This window comes from Roseobacter sinensis (assembly GCF_025755255.1).
Lineage (GTDB): Bacteria > Pseudomonadota > Alphaproteobacteria > Rhodobacterales > Rhodobacteraceae > Roseobacter > Roseobacter sinensis.
This window is the reverse complement of record NZ_JALIEB010000003.1, coordinates 26,764-44,457: the sequence shown is the minus strand read 5'-3', so window position 1 is coordinate 44,457 and position 17,694 is coordinate 26,764. Positions and strand designations below refer to the sequence as shown.

General features: G+C 62.2%; 18 protein-coding genes, 1 tRNA gene and 1 pseudogene. 18 read left to right on the top strand and 2 right to left on the bottom strand.

Annotated features, from left to right (window positions below; genetic code table 11):
• Positions 1-13 precede the first annotated feature (13 nt).
• The 14 genes and pseudogenes from sufB to MUB52_RS05390 all read left to right on the top strand — a co-directional run bounded on the left by sufB (position 14) and on the right by MUB52_RS05390 (position 11,163).
• Positions 14-1,552 (top strand): Fe-S cluster assembly protein SufB, encoded by a 1,539-nt coding sequence (gene sufB / locus MUB52_RS05455; protein ID WP_263843196.1) that lies wholly within the window; start codon positions 14-16, stop codon positions 1,550-1,552.
• 18 nt (positions 1,553-1,570) lie between these two features.
• The gene (locus MUB52_RS05450; RefSeq protein WP_263843195.1) at positions 1,571-1,939 is read left to right on the top strand and encodes a hypothetical protein; all 369 of its coding nucleotides are present in this window, start codon (positions 1,571-1,573) and stop codon (positions 1,937-1,939) included.
• A pseudogene (locus tag MUB52_RS05445) lies at positions 1,936-2,070 on the top strand (heavy metal-binding domain-containing protein); the annotation flags it as partial. The gene MUB52_RS05450 and the pseudogene MUB52_RS05445, both read left to right, overlap by 4 nt.
• A gap of 50 nt (positions 2,071-2,120) precedes the next feature.
• On the top strand, positions 2,121-2,465 hold the full coding sequence (locus tag MUB52_RS05440; protein WP_263843565.1) for a hypothetical protein: 345 nt from the start codon (positions 2,121-2,123) through the stop codon (positions 2,463-2,465).
• Positions 2,462-2,776: a YbjQ family protein gene (locus MUB52_RS05435; RefSeq protein ID WP_263843194.1), complete on the top strand. Its 315-nt coding sequence runs from the start codon at positions 2,462-2,464 to the stop codon at positions 2,774-2,776. Before MUB52_RS05440 ends, MUB52_RS05435 begins: the two co-directional genes overlap by 4 nt.
• A 68-nt stretch (positions 2,777-2,844) precedes the next feature.
• The gene (gene sufC / locus MUB52_RS05430; RefSeq protein WP_263843193.1) at positions 2,845-3,600 is read left to right on the top strand and encodes a Fe-S cluster assembly ATPase SufC; all 756 of its coding nucleotides are present in this window, start codon (positions 2,845-2,847) and stop codon (positions 3,598-3,600) included.
• Entirely contained in the window at positions 3,600-4,880 is a 1,281-nt protein-coding gene (gene sufD / locus MUB52_RS05425) for a Fe-S cluster assembly protein SufD (RefSeq protein WP_263843192.1), read from the top strand. The genes sufC and sufD overlap by 1 nt, the downstream gene beginning before the upstream one ends.
• On the top strand, positions 4,880-5,365 hold the full coding sequence (locus MUB52_RS05420; protein WP_263843191.1) for a YIP1 family protein: 486 nt from the start codon (positions 4,880-4,882) through the stop codon (positions 5,363-5,365). The genes sufD and MUB52_RS05420 overlap by 1 nt, the downstream gene beginning before the upstream one ends.
• Positions 5,362-5,958 carry a YIP1 family protein gene (locus tag MUB52_RS05415; RefSeq protein ID WP_263843190.1) on the top strand — a complete coding sequence of 199 codons (597 nt, stop codon included), beginning with the start codon at positions 5,362-5,364 and terminating at the stop codon, positions 5,956-5,958. Before MUB52_RS05420 ends, MUB52_RS05415 begins: the two co-directional genes overlap by 4 nt.
• On the top strand, positions 5,951-7,171 hold the full coding sequence (locus tag MUB52_RS05410; protein ID WP_263843189.1) for a cysteine desulfurase: 1,221 nt from the start codon (positions 5,951-5,953) through the stop codon (positions 7,169-7,171). Before MUB52_RS05415 ends, MUB52_RS05410 begins: the two co-directional genes overlap by 8 nt.
• A 66-nt stretch (positions 7,172-7,237) precedes the next feature.
• Positions 7,238-7,314, top strand: a tRNA-Arg gene (locus MUB52_RS05405).
• Between the two features lie 188 nt (positions 7,315-7,502).
• On the top strand, positions 7,503-8,027 hold the full coding sequence (locus MUB52_RS05400) for a GAF domain-containing protein (protein WP_263843188.1): 525 nt from the start codon (positions 7,503-7,505) through the stop codon (positions 8,025-8,027).
• A gap of 171 nt (positions 8,028-8,198) precedes the next feature.
• Positions 8,199-10,544: a cache domain-containing protein gene (locus MUB52_RS05395; protein WP_263843187.1), complete on the top strand. Its 2,346-nt coding sequence runs from the start codon at positions 8,199-8,201 to the stop codon at positions 10,542-10,544.
• Positions 10,528-11,163, top strand: a complete 636-nt coding sequence (locus tag MUB52_RS05390) for a response regulator transcription factor (protein ID WP_263843186.1) — start codon at positions 10,528-10,530, stop codon at positions 11,161-11,163. The genes MUB52_RS05395 and MUB52_RS05390 overlap by 17 nt, the downstream gene beginning before the upstream one ends.
• Before the next feature lie 482 nt (positions 11,164-11,645).
• Here the strand turns inward: MUB52_RS05390 and MUB52_RS05385 are convergent, their stop codons facing one another.
• On the bottom strand, positions 11,646-12,215 hold the full coding sequence (locus MUB52_RS05385) for a YcbK family protein (RefSeq protein ID WP_263843185.1): 570 nt from the start codon (positions 12,213-12,215) through the stop codon (positions 11,646-11,648).
• A gap of 336 nt (positions 12,216-12,551) precedes the next feature.
• Here MUB52_RS05385 and MUB52_RS05380 point away from each other — a divergent pair, with 336 nt between their 5' ends.
• Genes MUB52_RS05380 through MUB52_RS05365 form a run of 4 tightly spaced genes read left to right on the top strand, consistent with a single transcriptional unit; the run spans position 12,552 to position 16,771 of the window.
• On the top strand, positions 12,552-14,132 hold the full coding sequence (locus MUB52_RS05380; RefSeq protein ID WP_404818197.1) for a L,D-transpeptidase family protein: 1,581 nt from the start codon (positions 12,552-12,554) through the stop codon (positions 14,130-14,132).
• Between the two features lie 31 nt (positions 14,133-14,163).
• Positions 14,164-15,264, top strand: a complete 1,101-nt coding sequence (locus MUB52_RS05375; protein WP_263843183.1) for a UDP-3-O-(3-hydroxymyristoyl)glucosamine N-acyltransferase — start codon at positions 14,164-14,166, stop codon at positions 15,262-15,264.
• 34 nt (positions 15,265-15,298) lie between these two features.
• Positions 15,299-15,556: an acyl carrier protein gene (locus MUB52_RS05370; RefSeq protein WP_263843182.1), complete on the top strand. Its 258-nt coding sequence runs from the start codon at positions 15,299-15,301 to the stop codon at positions 15,554-15,556.
• A 6-nt stretch (positions 15,557-15,562) separates the two neighbouring features.
• On the top strand, positions 15,563-16,771 hold the full coding sequence (locus tag MUB52_RS05365) for a beta-ketoacyl-[acyl-carrier-protein] synthase family protein (protein WP_263843181.1): 1,209 nt from the start codon (positions 15,563-15,565) through the stop codon (positions 16,769-16,771).
• Between the two features lie 47 nt (positions 16,772-16,818).
• Here MUB52_RS05365 and MUB52_RS05360 read toward each other — a convergent pair whose 3' ends face one another.
• Positions 16,819-17,460 (bottom strand): invasion associated locus B family protein, encoded by a 642-nt coding sequence (locus tag MUB52_RS05360; protein ID WP_263843180.1) that lies wholly within the window; start codon positions 17,458-17,460, stop codon positions 16,819-16,821.
• Positions 17,461-17,694 lie beyond the last annotated feature (234 nt).

Below are 17,694 nucleotides of genomic sequence, written 5' to 3'. Positions count from 1 at the left end.
TTTGGAGGGCAAGATGGCAGCTTTTGATCACTCGACCGCTGAGGATGTCCGCGTCAAAGAGGGCGTGGACCAGGAAACCGTGGACGCTGTCCGTGAGGTTGGCGGCAAGTACAAATACGGCTGGTCGACGGACATCGAGATGGAGTATGCGCCCAAGGGCCTCTCTCCCGATATCGTGCGCCTGATCTCCGAGAAGAACGAAGAACCCGAGTGGATGACCGAGTGGCGGCTTGCCGCCTACGACCGTTGGCTGCAGAAGAAAGAGCCGAAGTGGGCGATGGTCGACTACCCGGAAATCGACTTCCAGGACCAATATTACTACGCCCGTCCGAAATCGATGGAAGTGAAGCCCAAGTCGCTGGACGAGGTCGACCCCAAGCTGCTGGAGACCTACAAGAAGCTCGGCATTCCGCTGAAAGAGCAGATGATCCTCGCCGGCGTCGAAGGCGCCGAGGAACTGGGCGATGCGCCGCGCAAGGTCGCCGTGGACGCGGTGTTCGATTCCGTCTCGGTCGGGACCACCTTCCAGGATGAGCTGAAGAAGGCGGGCGTGATTTTCTGCTCGATCTCCGAGGCGATCCAGGAGTATCCGGAGCTGGTGAAGAAGTACCTCGGCTCCGTCGTGCCGGTCTCCGACAACTATTATGCGACGCTGAATTCGGCCGTTTTCTCCGATGGCTCGTTCGTCTATGTGCCGCCGGGCGTCCGCTGCCCGATGGAGCTGTCGACGTACTTCCGCATCAATGCGGAGAACACCGGCCAGTTCGAGCGCACGCTGATCATCGCCGACAAGGGCTCATACGTGTCCTATCTCGAAGGCTGCACCGCGCCGCAGCGTGACATCGCGCAGCTGCACGCGGCGGTGGTCGAGATCATCGTCGAGGAAGACGCGGAGGTGAAGTACTCCACCGTGCAGAACTGGTATCCGGGCGATGAGAACGGCAAGGGCGGGATCTACAACTTCGTGACCAAGCGCGCCGACTGCCGGGGCGACCGGGCCAAGGTGATGTGGACGCAGGTGGAGACCGGCTCGGCCGTGACCTGGAAGTATCCCAGCTGCATCCTGCGCGGGGATGACACGCAGGGCGAATTCTATTCCATCGCCATCGCCAACAACATGCAGCAGGCCGATACGGGCACCAAGATGGTGCATCTGGGCAAGCGTACCAAGTCGCGGATCGTCTCCAAGGGCATCTCGGCGGGCAAGGCGCAGAACACCTACCGCGGCCTCGTCTCGATGCACCCGAAGGCGAAGGACAGCCGCAACTATACGCAATGCGACAGCTTGCTGATCGGCGACAAATGCGGCGCCCATACGGTGCCGTATATCGAGGTGAAGAACAATTCGAGCCGCGTTGAGCATGAGGCGACGACCTCGAAGGTGGACGATGATCAACTCTTCTATTGCCGCTCGCGCGGTATGGATGAAGAGGAGGCCGTGGCGCTGGTGGTCAACGGCTTCTGCAAGGACGTGCTTCAGGCGCTGCCAATGGAGTTCGCCATGGAAGCGCAACAACTGGTGGCGATTTCGCTCGAAGGGTCGGTGGGGTGAGCCCTCGGAACTCATAAGATGGAACAACCTGTTTACGATATTGAGCAACAAATGCGCATTGCCAAAACGGCACGTAGGCGGGTTGCAAGTGAAGCCGCGCTCGTTTTTGGTGCGGGAGGTTCGCTTTTGTTCATCCTGTTGTTCGTTCTGGGCCCTTTCATACTAGTTCCAATCGGAGCGCTGACCGGAATTAGGCTGATTGTCCTTGGCGTTCTAATAGCGTTTGGAACAAGTACATTGCTTTCGCTGGTACATGCCAGAAGGTTAGCTCCGGAAGTTAGGCGTGCGCAGCAAATTGAAGCCGAAATTAAATATGATTTTGCGCGGCGGCAAAAAGTGGAACGCGATGCGAAGATGGCTGATATACAAAAGAAGAAGTATCAATGATCCTCACCACAACCAACTCCGTCGAAGGCCACACGATCAGCGCCTATAAAGGCATCGTCGTCGGCGAAGCGATCATGGGCGCAACTATCGTGCGGGATTTTTTCGCCTCCGTCCCGGATGTGATCGGAGGTCCTTTCTCGCGGGTCATACGCAGCGCGACACCGGCAGGAGCGGCGGGCTAGTGGCACTGGATCAGCCGCATACGGGGCGCGGTCTGCGGGTGCGTTTGGGTCATCCAGGGCGCCTGCTGCCGGAGACCCGCGCGCTGACGCTGCTGGCGCTTGGCCATGTGATCATCTTCTCGCTGTCCATGGGGCACGACGAAATTGTGGCCGAGATGGTCGCTGACGGCTGGGTCATCGCCCCATACGCCGAACGCTTCGAGATCGCCATCGGCCTTGTTCTCTTTCTCTGCTGGAGCGCGCTGACCTGGCGACTGGTCAGCATCCTGCAGCGCGCGCGCACGCATACCGAGATCTGTCCCGACTGCCGGAAGGTGGTTGTGCAGGATGAGGTCCAGCAATGATCCTGACCACCACCAACACCGTCGAGGGCCGTCCGATCAGTGCCTACAAGGGCATCGTCGTGGGTGAGGCAATCATGGGCGCCAATATCGTGCGGGACTTCTTTGCGAGCGTTACGGATGTGATCGGCGGTCGCTCGGGCGCCTACGAGAGCAAGCTGAAGGACGCCCGTGACGAGGCGATGGCCGAGATCGAAGAGCGTGCCCGCGCTCTGGGCGCCAATGCGGTGGTCGGCATCGATCTGGATTACGAGGTGATCGGGGACAGCATGCTGATGGTCTCCGCCTCAGGCACCGCCGTGGTGATCACCTGAAGAAACGTACGTAACATATTGAAATGGAAGCACTCCACCGAACGGAGGCGAGGAGAAGGACGACACATATGCTGAGCATCAAGAACCTGCACGTGAAGCTGGAAGAAGAGGACAAGGCGATCCTCAAGGGCGTCGATCTGGAGATCGAGGCCGGCAAGGTGCACGCCATCATGGGGCCGAACGGATCGGGCAAGTCGACGCTGTCCTACGTGCTCTCGGGCAAAGACGGCTATGAGGTCACAAGCGGTGAGGCGCTGCTCGAAGGGGAAGACATCCTCGACATGGAGCCGGAAGAGCGCGCCGCGGCGGGCCTGTTTCTCGCGTTTCAGTATCCCGTCGAGATCCCCGGCGTGGGCAACATGACCTTCCTGCGCACGGCGGTGAACGCACAACGCAAGGCGCGGGGCGAGGAAGAAATCTCGGCCGCCGAGTTCCTCAAGCTCATCCGGGCGCGCGCCAAGGAGCTGAAGATCGACGCGGAGATGCTGAAACGCCCGGTGAACGTCGGTTTCTCGGGCGGCGAGAAAAAGCGCAATGAAATCCTACAGATGGCGATGCTGGAACCAAAGATGTGCATCCTGGACGAGACCGACTCGGGCCTCGATGTGGATGCGATGAAACTGGTCGCCGAAGGTGTGAATGCGCTCCGCAACGAAGGGCGCGGGTTCCTGGTGATCACGCACTACCAGCGCCTGCTCGACCACATCAAGCCGGACGTGGTGCACATCATGGCCGACGGCAAAATCGTCAAGTCCGGCGGGCCGGAGCTGGCGCTGGAGGTCGAGACCAACGGATATGGCGATATCCTGGCAGAGGTGGCGTGATGGGGGCGGCTGCAGAAACTCTCTCGTCCACGGAAGCGCGGCTGGCTGACCTCACGCTGCCTGTGGGCGGCTGGCCGGAGGCGGCGCGCAGCGATGCGCTCGCCCGACTGCGCCAGATGGGTCTGCCGCAACGGCGAGATGAATACTGGAAATACACGCGCCCCGACACGCTGACACAGCCGGGTGCGGTGCCGGCGGCGCTCTTCGACAACGACGAGGCGCCGATCTTCGGAGCGCTGGACCGGCTGAACATCGTCTTCGTCGACGGGGTGTTCGACGCCGACGCCTCCGATGATCTCAGCCTCGAGGGCGTGCGGATCGATCGGCTGGCCGAGGCCACGACCGACATACACTGGGCGCGTGATCTCTACGGCACGCTGGAAGCGAAAGGGCAAAGCCCGGTGCACCGTCCGCTGGCTGCGCTGAACACGGCATTTGCCACGGATGGCGTGCTGATCCATGTGACCGGCAAGCCCTCCAAGCCGATCAACCTCACGTATCATCACCGGTCCGAGACCTCGGATGCGATCCTCCATCACGTGATCAAGCTGGATCCGGGCGCCGAGATCACGGTGCTGGAGAATGGGCCCGCTGCGGCGCGCTTCAACAAGTGCATGGAGGTGGAGGTCGCCGATGGGGCCATCTTCCACCATGTGCGCGCGCAGGGCCGCGACCACGAGCGCAGGGCCGCCACGCATATCTTTGCGCGGCTTGGGGCGGAATCGGTGTTCAAGAGCTTCACGCTGACCGCAAATGGCGTGCTGACACGCAACGAATGCGTGATCGAGCTGACCGGCGACGACGCGGTGGCGCATGTGGCGGGCGCCTGTGTGGGCGATGGCGATTTTCATCACGACGACACGGTGTTCATCACTCATGACGCGGTGAACTGCGAAAGCCGGCAGGTGTTCAAGAAGGTGCTGCGCAATGGTGCGACGGGTGTCTTCCAGGGCAAGATCCTGGTGCAACCCGGCGCGCAGAAAACCGACGGCTACCAGATCAGCCAATCGCTGCTGCTCGACGACGACAGCCAGTTCCTTGCCAAGCCGGAACTGGAGATTTATGCCGACGATGTGGCGTGTTCGCACGGGAGCACCTCGGGTGCCATCGACGAAGAGGCACTGTTCTACCTGCGCTCACGCGGGTTGCCCAAAGGGCCTGCAACCGACCTTCTGACGCTTGCCTTCCTGGCCGAGGCGGTCGAGGAGATCGAGGACGAGGACCTGCGCGAAGAGATCAATGGGCGGCTCGCCGCCTGGCTGGAGCGGCATCGCAGCTGATGGCGGTCACACGCAATATCACGGCAACCTATCGCAACCCGGGCAAAACCTTGCGCGGGTTGCTGGCCCTTGGGCCGCGCGAAGACCGCGCGCTGGCCTACCTGATGGCGGCTTGCATGATCGTCTTCATCGCGCAGTTGCCGCGGCTGGCGCGTGAGGCGCATCTCACGGGGGCCGAGCTCAACATGCTGCTCGGGGCCTCGCTGATGGCGTGGATTTTCATCGCACCGCTCGCGCTCTACTGTCTGGCGGCGTTGAGCCATCTCGTCGCCAAGCTTTTTCGCGGGCAGGGCAGCCATTATGGCGCGCGGCTGGCGCTCTTTTGGGCGCTTCTGGCCGCATCGCCGCTGATGCTGCTCTGGGGGCTCATCGCGGGGTTCATCGGCCCCGGGCTCGAGCTGCAGACCGTTGGACTTGCCTGGTTTCTGGTCTTCGGCTGGTTCTGGATCAGCGGTCTGATCGCGGCCGAGAGGGCACCGTTATGATTCCCGCAACCGTGAACTGGCCGCAGCTTGCCCTGTTGACCCTGCGGGATCCGAAGTCTGCCGCGGCTGAAATCATGAGCTGGCAGATCCCCCGCGCGGTGCTATGGATGGCTGCTGCGCTGGTGGCGATCGTCAGCACCTTTATGTCGACCCTCTCCAACATCGTGATCCCGGTGCCCGAGCCGCTGGCGAACATGGTGTCGAGCCCCTTCACGCTCTTCATGATCATCGCGGGCGGTTTCATCATCACCGTGCATGCGCTGTTCTGGACCGGGCGCGCCATCGGCGGCGCGGAAGACATGAGCGATCTGCTGGCGCTTCTGGTGTGGATGCAGACGCTGCGCGCTGCGGCGCAGGTCGCCATCGTCATCGCTGTTCTGATGGTGCCGCCGCTGGCAAGCCTTCTCGTGCTCTTCGTCGCAGTCGCTACGCTCTGGGTCTTTCTCAACTTCATCAGCGTCGGGCTGCATCTGAACTCGCTGATGCGCGCCTTTTTCGTGTTGATCGCAGGTGCGCTGGCCATGTCGGTCGGCTTGTCCATTGTTCTGTCGATGATCGGGGTCGGCTCGCTGGGGGTACCGTCGAATGTATGATGTCGAAAAAATCCGGGGCGATTTCCCCATCCTGTCACGTGAGGTGAACGGCAAGCCGCTGGTCTATCTCGACAACGGCGCGTCCGCACAGAAACCTCAGGTGGTGATCGACGCGGTCACTCAGGCTTACGCACAAGAATATGCAAATGTTCACAGAGGCTTGCACTACCTTTCTAATCTTGCAACCGAGAAGTACGAGAGCGTCCGCGGCGTCATCGCAAAGTTCCTCAACGCCGCCTCCGAAGACGAGATTGTTCTGAATTCGGGCACGACCGAGGGCATCAACATGGTGGCCTATGGCTGGGCCATGCCGCGGATGCAGGCGGGCGATGAGATCATCCTCAGCGTGATGGAGCATCACGCCAACATCGTGCCCTGGCATTTCCTGCGCGAGAGGCAGGGCGTGGTGCTGAAATGGGTCGATGTGGACAGCACCGGTGCGCTCGACCCGCAGGCGGTGATCGATGCGATCACGCCTAAGACCAAGCTGATCGCCGTCACGCATCTGTCGAATGTGCTCGGCACCCGCGTCGATGTGAAGACCATCTGCACTGAGGCGCATGCCCGTGGTGTCCCCGTGCTCATCGACGGCAGTCAGGCCGCGGTGCACCAGCCGGTGGATCTGCAGGACATCGATCCCGACTTCTACGCGATCACAGGCCACAAGCTCTATGGGCCCTCGGGCTCGGGTGCGATCTACTGCAAAGCCGAGCGCATGGCCGAGATGCAGCCCTTCATCGGCGGCGGCGACATGATCAAAGAGGTCAGCAAGGACGCGGTGATCTACAACGACCCGCCGATGAAGTTCGAAGCGGGCACGCCGGGCATCGTGCAGACCATTGGCCTTGGGGTGGCGCTGGAGTACATGATGGGGCTGGGGATGCAGAACATCGCAGCCCATGAAGACAGCCTGCGCGACTACACGGTCGAGCGGCTGGGTGGGCTCAACTGGCTTCAGGTGCAGGGCACAACACCCGACAAGGGCGCGATTTTCAGCTTCACCATGGATGGAGCAGGGCACGCGCACGATATCTCGACGATCCTCGACAAGAAGGGCGTCGCGGTGCGCGCGGGCCAGCATTGCGTGGGCCCGTTGATGGCGCATCTCGGCATCCCGGCGAGTTGCCGCGCCTCATTCGGTCTCTACAACACGAAATCCGAGGTGGATGTGCTGGTCGAAGCGCTGGAGTTGGCGCACGACCTCTTTGCCTGAGGGACGGGACGGCGCGTCTTTTGCCGTTGCGGCGCCGCAGCCGCCCCGCTATACCGCCCCGCAGATGGACCCTTAGCTCAGCTGGATAGAGCGCTGCCCTCCGAAGGCAGAGGCCAGAGGTTCGAATCCTCTAGGGTCCGCCACCACTTCAACGACATCCGCACGTCAAAGGCGACAAGATCGGGTCCGTGGACGCGAGTGCTGCGCGTTCGCGATGGCTGCGGCCGATGCGCGGATCTTTGCGATAGGCAATTCTACTTAGGTAATTCTGCTTATTCTCGCACCTTTGGATTTCGGGCACACTTTTCACAGTCATCGGTCGGAGACATACGTGAACACCGGCATCAAACCGGATCAGATGCCCGCCTCGAGCCAACGGGGCGAGCCGATCAGCGTGGGTCAGACGCCCGGCAACCCGCAATCGTCGTCCGACCGGGCCCGCCGCGCGACTCTCGAGCGCAATCTTCTGACCCAACGCCTCTTCGACCGGTTCGGCGCACCAAATATCTACTTTTTCAGCATGGCCACACTCACGGCGCGCGCGCCAGCGCCGTCGGCTCCGCAGAAAGACGCGATGCTCGCCCAGGCGCGCCAGCTCGCCGCACATACGGTCACGCTGCACACGGGCCTCGCGATCGACGACATCTATGCGCATCCGCTGATCCGGCGCGCCGACATCCGGTCGGGCCACCGCATGCGGGCCTTCCTCGCCGCGCCAATCCGCGGTACGGCCCGGGAACTGATCGGCGTTGTGGCTGTCGCAGACGTGGTTGTCCGGCGCTGGACCAGTGCAGATATTGAAGCGATACAGCGAATTGTCGCTCAATTCGAGGCTCTGCGGCTTTCCCAATCTTGAAATTGTGCGACAATGGCTCCGAAGGGGAGACGAAGACAGCGTGCATCGAAGACGGACGAGACGGACCGGTCTGTTGGCGGACAAAGGACGGCGGTACCCGCATGCGCAGCCGCTATCGCCAAATCGACCACCCTGCGGTGCCTTGCGCGACGGCCGCTCGGGAGACCTGCGGTGAAACTGTCGCTCGGCATGATCCTGGCACTTTGCCTTGCGGGCCTGCAATTCGTTGCAGTCACCGTGGTGGTGTTCTCGTCCTTTCTCACCTCGGAGAAGGTGCTGTTGGAGCACGCGCGGCAACTGCTGAGCGATGTGGGCACGAACACCATAGAGCACTCGAAGGGCTTCCTGACCCCCGCGAAGGGGGCTGCTGAACTGGCCACGCGCCTTGCTGAAAATCAGGTGATCGCAAGCGACAATTTCCAACAGCTGGAGAAGCTTCTCTTTCAGCAGTTGCAGATTTCGCCGCAGTTCGCAGGGCTGTTCTATGGCGATGAAGCGGGCAACTTCGTCTACGTGATGCGCAGCGGCGGGCCAGGGCCTTTCCGGACGAAGATCATTCGTCAGGACGAAACCGGCCGCCAGACCGATCTGATCTGGCGCGACAACACCTATGCTGCGGTCGAGTACCGTCGGGACCCCGAGGACAGCTTCGATCCGCGCAGCCGGCTCTGGTATCAGACCGCGAGTGAAAAACTCACAAGTATCTGGACCGATCCGTACATCTTTTTCACATCGCAGACCCCCGGGATCACCGCAGCCTCACCCGTCTTCGACGATGAGGGTGCGCTCCAAGGTGTCGTGGGTGTCGATATCGGCATCGACTCGATCTCGGAATTCCTGTCGCGGCTGAACATCGGTGACAACGGCAAGGCGCTGATCCTGAACCGCAACGGCGATGTGATCGCGCACCCCAATCAGGACCTGATCAGCACCGCAAATGCCGATGGGACCTTCCGTTTTGTCAATATCGGTGAAATCGGGGACCCCGTCGCACAGGCGGCCTTTGGCGATCTGAGCGGTGACGCGGATATCTCGGTCGAGCGCGAGATCTACAGCCGCTTTTCCCACGGCGGCTCTACCTATGTCTCAACGCTGATGCCCGTGATCAGCGAGGCCTTGCCCTGGACCATCGCCGTCTACGCACCGGAAGCGGATTTCACCGGCGAAATCAAGGCCAACCGGACACAGAACGTCTGGATCGCCGCCTCCATCGCGGTCTGCACCGCGGTGCTGGGGCTCGCACTTGCGAATTTCATCCACAAACCCGTGCGCGCCTTCGCCGTGCGCTCTTCACTCGTCTCGCAAGGCGAGATTTCGGCCTCGGACCCGCTGCCCAAGACCTACCGCGAGTTGGAGCGGGCAAACGAGACACTGGTGCAGGCCATCGCCGAGCGGAAACGATCCGAGGCCGAATTCGGCCGTACCTTCGATCTGGCTTCGCGGGGTATGGCGCAGGTCGAGGAGGGTACCGGACGTCTGATGCGCGTGAATAACAAATTCGCGCAGATGCTCGGCTATGAGGCCTCCGAGGTGCTCGGCATGACCGTGCATGAGATCTCGCACCCCGACGATGCGGTCGCGGGCTTCTTCTTCGAAGACGGCAGCCACAACCGGTCGGAATACCTGCATGAGAAGCGGTTGCTGCGCAAAGACGGCAGCGTGATCTGGGTCAGCGAGAACGTGATCGTGATCCGCGACGACGCGGGCAACTCGCGCCACGCGGTCATGACCGTAGACGACATCACCGAACGCAAGGCCGCCGAAAGCAAGATCCAGCGGCTCAACCGCGAGCTGTCGCACTCCAGCCGTGTCAACGTGATGGGGCAGATGGCGACGAGTCTGGCGCATGAGCTGAACCAGCCGCTTCTGGCGATCACCCAGAACATGGACAGCGCGCTCTATCAGCTGAAGCAGAATGCCAGCGATCCGGAGGAGCTGAAAACCATCCTCGAAGAGACTGACCGTCACGCGCATAGGGCAGGGGACATCATCAGGGCCCTGCGCGGCTTCGTGAAAAAGGACGGGGTCGAGAAGGCCGAGTTCGACTTTGCCGAGTTGATGGAGCAGACCTTGCACCTGGTCGGTTCGGAGGCGAAGGACCACGGCATCTCCATTCGGACCCGGACGCAGGGGCTCGATCCGGTCTACGGCTCGCGCGTGCAGATCGCTCAGGTCTTGCTCAATCTCCTGCGCAACGCCATCGAAGCGATCAACGACAGCGACGCGGCGCAACGCGTGGTCTCGATCGAGGCGGACAGTGCCGATGGTGGGCTCACGGTGCGGATCACCGATACGGGGCCAGGGTTCGACCCGTCGTCCAACCTTTTCGAGCAGTTTGAAACCACCAAAGAAGACGGTATGGGGCTGGGGCTGTCCATCTGCCGGTCGATCATCGAGGCGCACGGTGGCAAACTGTGGTATCAGCAGGACGGGCGCGGCCGCTCGCAGTTCTGCTTTACTGTGCCGGCCCTCGTGCCGAAGGTCGCAAAAGAGAAGCGCAATGAATTCAGCGTCTGATCCTTGCATTTTCATCGTTGACGATGATGAAGACATCCGGACGTCGCTGTCGCGGGCGCTGCGAACGCGCGGCTACGCCACCCGCGTGTTCGATTCGGCGCAGGCCTTTCTTGACGGATACGAGCCCGATCAGTCGGGTTGCCTGATCCTGGACTACGGGATGCCCGAGATGTCCGGGCTCGAGTTGCAGAAGCTGCTGGTGACCCGCGGCTACGGGCTGCCGGTGATCTTCGTGACCGGCCACGGGGGAGTGCCTGAATCGGTTCAGGCGATGAAGCTCGGCGCCATCGACTTTCTGGAAAAACCCTTTCGTCAGGAGGCCCTGATCAAGCAGGTCGATGCCGCTCTGAAGATCGACACGCAGCGACGCAAGGGGCGGGACAAGGCGCGCAACGCCCGGGCCCGCTTCGAAAAATTGACCGACCGCGAGCGCGAGATCGCCGAGATCTTCGTCTCGAACCCGTCCAGCGCCTCCAGCAAGGATGTGGCGCGCCAGCTCAAGATCAGCCCGCGCACGGTGGACCATCACCGCGCTCGCATCCTGGAAAAGATGCGAGTGAATTCGGTGGCCGAGCTGGTGGATTTGTCGATCACGACGAAGCTCTTCGAGCGGATCTGAGCGTCGGCCCCGGCATAGGTAACTTTACCTACGTAATGACACGAATTTACCCGCGCACATAATTGAGGCAAAACAATGGCACAGTGTGGGTGTTGGATATCGTTTGCACAGTTGAGTGCAGTCGAATAACGAGTACCAAAGTTTGCTTTTCACTAGCTGCTCATTTGAAGTTCCATTTTCGCATCCGGAATCAGAATTCAAGTGCGTAACGCTTGGGCAAGCCGGAAGGGCGTTGCAACCCACTGCACACGGGCGGGTTGCAACGCACCAATCTTCTCCTCCCCGGGACCGGCGAGCATCAAGATCTCCGTTTGCGCTCCTGAATTCTGACGTCCGTCCGTCGAAGACAACCGTGTTTCAGCGATCCGGGCGATCTGCCCGCGCGGACGCAAGACAGGGTAGGCGGGCCGGAGTTCCGAATGACACAAAAAAAAGCGGCCCTTAGGCCGCTTTGCGCGCTGGCGTGCGCGGATTCGATGGTGTCACCGCCCCCAGGTGCGCACCACGCCGCAGTCCATGTGCACGAAATTGGAGCGGGAGTATTTACCAACACCACCGCCGCGGCACGCAGCGGCGGCGCGAGCAACCTGGCTGACCGTCCGGCTCGACAGGCGCAGGTCGGCCGCCTGGCCCTTGACGTGCAGCGAGTTCTTGGCCACGCCCCGGCTGCGCGAGCGCAGCATCGCGTTGGTCTGCGGGCTGCGGTAGCCCGAGAGCAGCATGTACGGCTCCGTCGCGTCGAGAAGGTTGTGCGTAGCCGACATGATGTCGATGGTCCGCAGGTCCATGGACTTCACGCCATCGGTGCGCCAATCGCGCATGAAGTGATTGATTTCCTTGACTGCATCGCGGATGTACTCACCCTCGATCCAGTAGATCATGTCGATCCGCTCGCCCGTCCGGCCGGAGTACATCTTGATCCGCCTGATGTCACCGCCGCCGCGCAGAAAGCCCGCCGCATTGGCGAATGTTGGTGCTGCGGTGATGGCTGTTGCCGCAAACGCGCTCAAAAGAGTGCGGCGAGACATGCTCGATGCAACGTCTGTCGTCATGTGGTTTTAGCCCCGTATTCTGCCTTTGCCCGTGATGTTACACGAGGATGTCATCTCTTCCCCAGATGCAACTTTGGTATGTCATAGCGGGGATTGTTAACCAAGTCCTGAAACGCCGAGCGCTAATTTTGGGACAATTTTAGGCAAAATCTCGCCAATTCTGCTGCCGGGTCGCGATTTTTCCTTTGCCGATGCAACGCTGCATCACGTCCTCGTTTCTTTGACTTAAAGGTCAATTGTTATTGGACTTGACAGGAGGCACCGGCGAAAACCCATAGGCAAAACTTGGGTAAGGGGTCCAGAATGGCTTTTGTGACGGCGACCAGACAACCGCTGATGACGATGCTGGCCGGCATCTTACTGGCAGCGGCGACGTACATTGTACCGGCGCCCGCCACAGCCGAGGTCACGGCCTTCAAGCAGGCGGTGGCCGAGGCCGCTGCGCGCGACGAGGATCTCGCCGCCTTCTATCAAGCCAACGGCTATGAAGGCATCTGGACCGGCAAGGGGCGCGACCGGAACCGCCGCGCCGCCCTCATCGAGGCACTGCGCAAGGCCGATCACCACGGTCTGCCGGCAGAACGCTATGATGTGGACGGCCTGCATGCCCGCATGAAGGCGGCGCGCACCCCGCGTGATCTTGGATTGCTGGAGGTCGAGATGGCCCGGGTCTTTCTGCAATACGCCCGCGACGTACAGACCGGCGTTCTGATCCCGGGCCGCATCGACAAGGCCATCGTCCGCACCGTGCCGTATCGCGACCGCACCTCCTATCTGGTCAACTTCGCGAAGTCTTCACCAAAGGGCTTTTTTCGCGCTCTGGCGCCGCAGACCCACGAGTACACGGCGCTCATGAAAGAAAAACTGCGGCTGGAACGCTTGCTCGCCGAGGGCGGCTGGGGCAAGACCGTGCCGGCCCAGACGCTCAAGCCCGGCGTGTCCGGGTCCAGCGTGGTGGCCCTGCGTGACCGTCTGGTGCGGATGGGCTATCTGAAGCGCACGGCCGCGCCAACCTATGACGCAAACATGACCGCCGCGGTGCAGGACTTTCAGCGCGCTCACGGCCTTGCTCAGGATGGGGTCGCCGGACCCGGCACGATGACCGAGATCAACATCTCCGTACAGGAGCGTCTGCAATCGGTGATCGTGGCGATGGAGCGCGAACGCTGGATTAACCAGGAGCGCGGCAAACGGCACATCGAGGTCAACCTTACGGATTTCAGCGCCAAGATCATCGACAACGGCAAAACCACCTTCGAGACGCGCTCGGTGATCGGCCACCGCGCGCATGACCGTCAGTCGCCCGAGTTCTCCGACGTGATGGAGTTCATGGTGATCAACCCCAGTTGGTATGTGCCGCGCTCGATCGTGACCAAGGAGTATCTGCCGGAACTGCAGGCCAACCCCTATGCGGTGAACCACATCGAGATCACCGATCGCAGCGGCCGGCGCGTGGACCGGTCGGCGGTGGATTTCACCCAGTTCACGGCGCGCAACTTCCCCTTCGCCATGCGCCAGCCGCCAAGCCGGGGCAATGCGCTTGGACTGGTGAAGTTCATGTTTCCGAACAAGCACAACATCTACCTGCACGACACGCCCGCCAAAAACCTCTTTGGTCGCGAAGTGCGCGCCTACAGCCACGGCTGCATCCGCCTCGCGGACCCGTTCGATTTCGCTTACACGCTGCTTGCCAAACAGACGAACGATCCCGAAGGGCTGTTTCAGAGGACGTTGGCGACCGGCAAGGAAACCCAGGTCGACCTGAAAGAGCCGGTCCCGGTGCATATCATCTACCGGACCGCCTTTGTGGACGGCAAGGGCCGCACCCAATTCCGCCGCGACATCTATGGCCGTGACGCCCGGATCTGGGAGGCGCTGGCGAAAGCAGGGGTGGCGCTGCGCGCAGTTCAGGGGTAAATCTGCGCCCGGGGACACCGGGGGCCGCATCATGCCAGAGACCAGCCACAGCGTTGAAGAGATCGCCGCAGCGCTGGCAGCAGACGCCTTCGGCGACACGAGCCTGCGCGTTGCCCGCGCGGCCGAGCCGCAGACGGCAGGTCCCGACGATCTGGCCATCGCCACCAACCAGACATACGCGGATGCGCTGAGCGCAGGCGCGGCGCAGGTCGGCCTGCTTTGGGAGGGTGCCGACTGGGCCGCCCTCGGCCTCAAGGCCGCCATCATCCCGACGCGGCCGCGGTATGCCATGTCGGGCATCACCAAGCTGATGGACCCGGGCCAGGGGTTCGGAGAGGGCATTCACCCCTCCGCGGTGATCGACCCGACCGCGGAGCTGGGCGAGCACGTCAGCGTGGGCCCCCTGACGGTGATCGGGCCGGGGGCCAAGATCGGCGCAGGCTCTGTCATCGGCCCGCAATGCTTCATCGGCTGGGACGCGGAGTTGGGCGAGGGCGCCTTCCTGCGCGAAGGGGTCGGCATCGGCGCCCGTGTCCGCATCGGCGCGCGCTTCATCGCGCAGCCGGGTGCGCGCATCGGCGGCGACGGCTTCTCCTACGTCACGCCCGACCGCTCGGCCGTTGAAGCCACGCGCAGCACGCTGGGCGATCAGCAAGACACGCAAGCGCAGTCCTGGACACGCATCCACTCACTGGGCGCCGTAACTCTCGGCGATGATGTGGAAATCGGCATGAATTCCGTGATCGACTGCGGCACCATCCGAGACACGGTCGTGGGCGACCGCACCAAGATCGACAACCTCGTGCACATCGGCCACAACTGCGTGATCGGCACCGACTGTCTGATTTGCGGCTGCGTTGGCATCGCAGGCTCGGTGGACATCGGCAACTACGTGATCCTGGGCGGCCAGGTGGGCGTCAGCGACAATATCTTCATCGGCGACGGGGTGATCGCGGGCGGGGGCAGCAAGATCCTCTCCAACGTGCCTGCAGGCCGCTCGCTCCTGGGCTATCCGGCGGTGAAAATGGAGACACATGTGGAAAGCTACAAGGCCACGCGCCGCCTGCCGCGGCTGATGCGTGACGTCGCGGCCCTTCAGAAAGCGGTTTTCAAATCTGGCGGGAATGACTAAATCCGAAGGCGAACGGCCCCGGAGGATCGCGCGCATGAGCATCAAGGACAAAGTCATCGCCATCATCGCGGAACAGGCTGTTCTCGAGCCCTCCGAAGTGAGCATGGAGAGCACCCTCGAAGACCTCGGCATCGACAGTCTCGGCCTGGTGGAGAGCATCTTCTCCATCGAGGAGGAATTCGACATCTCCGTGCCTTTCAACGCCAATGACCCGCAGGCGTCGGACTTTGATATCTCGACCGTTGCGTCGATTGTCGCGGGGATCGAGCGGCTCCAGGCGGAGCAGAGCTGACGGGCGATGAAGCGCGTCGTCATCACCGGGGCAGGGACCATCAACGCACTGGGGCATGACGTGCCCTCCACGCTTGCGGCGATGCGGGAGGGCGTCTGTGGCATTGGCCCGCTGGAGCTGCGCGACGTGGAGCGGCTCTCGATCCAGATCGGCGGGCAGGTGCGCGGGTTCGAGGCCGAAGGGCGCTACAACCGTCAGCAGATCTCGCTTTACGACCGGTTCACGCAGTTCACCCTGGCGGCCGCCAAGGAGGCCATCGATCAATCCGGCCTCAGCTTCAGCGGCGAGCTGGCCGCGAAATCGGGCGTCGTCCTTGGCACCGCGGGCGGTGGGGTGAGCACCTGGGACGACAACTACCGCTCCGTCTATGAGGACGGCAAGAACCGCGTGCATCCCTTCGTGGTGCCGAAGCTGATGAACAACGCAGCGGCCAGCCACGTGAGCATGGAGCACAACCTCAAGGGCCCCTCATTCACCGTCTCGACGGCCTGTGCGTCGTCGAACCACGCGATGGCGCAGGCCTTCACCATGGTCCGTTCTGGCCTCGCGCCTGCGATGATCACGGGCGGCTCGGAATCGATGCTCTGTTTCGGCGGTGTGAAGGCCTGGGAGGGGCTGCGGGTGATGAGCCGCGATGCCTGCCGTCCGTTCTCGGCCAATCGCAACGGTATGGTCCAGGGGGAGGGCGCGGGCGTGTTCGTCTTCGAAGAATACGAACACGCCCGCGCCCGCGGCGCCCAGATCCTCTGCGAAGTCGCAGGGTTTGCGATGTCGTCAGATGCGAGCGACATCGTGATGCCGTCGAAAAACGGCGCTGCGCGCGCGATGGCGGGTGCTCTGGCTGACGCAGGCATCAGCCGCGAGGAGGTCGGTTACATCAACGCCCATGGCACCGGGACAGCGGCCAACGACAAGACCGAATGCGCCGCCGTCGCCGATGTCTTTGGGCCGCATGCCGACAAGCTGATGATCTCCTCGACCAAATCCATGCACGGCCACCTGATCGGCGGCACCGGCGCAGTGGAACTGCTGGCCTGCATCATGGCGCTGCGCGACGGCGTGATCGCCCCCACGATCGGTTACGAAGAACCCGATCCCGAGTGTGCGCTCGATGTGGTGCCGAACGACGCGCGCGACGCAGAGGTCAAGGTGGCGATCTCCAATGCCTTCGCGTTCGGTGGTATGAACGCGGTGCTGGCCCTGCGCGCCGCGTAAGACAGACCGCCCCACGTAGGAGCAACCCACACGCCTCAACCAGGTGCTTATTGCTGGATGACGGAGGCCTTCTCGTATCCTGCCGTAAAACCGGAGAGCGACAGCACGATGTCGACCTTCTGATCCGGTGCCAGAACCGGCACAATCGTCAGCATCGCTTCATTGCCGCGCTTGAAGGCATTCACATCGTCTTCGGTCAGCCCGATCCGCGCGTAGCAGCCGACGTTGTTGCAGAAGGCAAAGGGATAGCGCCGCGCCGGCTGGTTGTCGATCTGCATGGTCAGCTGGGCCTGCAAGGATGTCTCGAGCGGCACGACGATGGTCGCGCCCGCCTTGGCCTGTCCGCCATCGGGCAGGCGGAACAGCGTGAATTCCGAGATCGGCGCGCCTTCCCCGTCCTCCAGCAACTGGTACATCTGGCAGGGGTCCTCGCCACTTTCGGTCTTGATGCAGCGCAGGCTCCAATCCCCGAAGGTTTCGGTGATATAGGGCTGGCCAACCTGCGGCTCATTCGAGGCCTGTTCCCCGAGGCTCAACTCGTCCGCAGGGCCGGGGGCTTGCTGCTCTTCCGCGGGCTGTGCGGGCGTCTCTTCGGTGGTCTCGGTCTGCGCCAGAGCCAGCGAGGCGGCAAATGCCAGGGGCACAGCCAGCGCCGCACCGGCAAGGGGGAATGACATCAGCTTGGGCATGATTGCTCCGTTCTCATTGCTTTCGCGTGGTGTAGCATGTGGCCTGGGGGCTGTCAGTCCCATGCGCTGCAAATCGCCGCCAAAACCATCATTTTTTCGTGGGAAGCCGCCCATAAGAAAAGGGATGCGACACGCATCCCTTCCCCGATTCTTTTCTCCCCGTCGGACTGGCCGACTTATTGCGTGCGAAGCTACGAGACGGCATCGGCTGCGTCAACCGGAAACTCGTCAAAA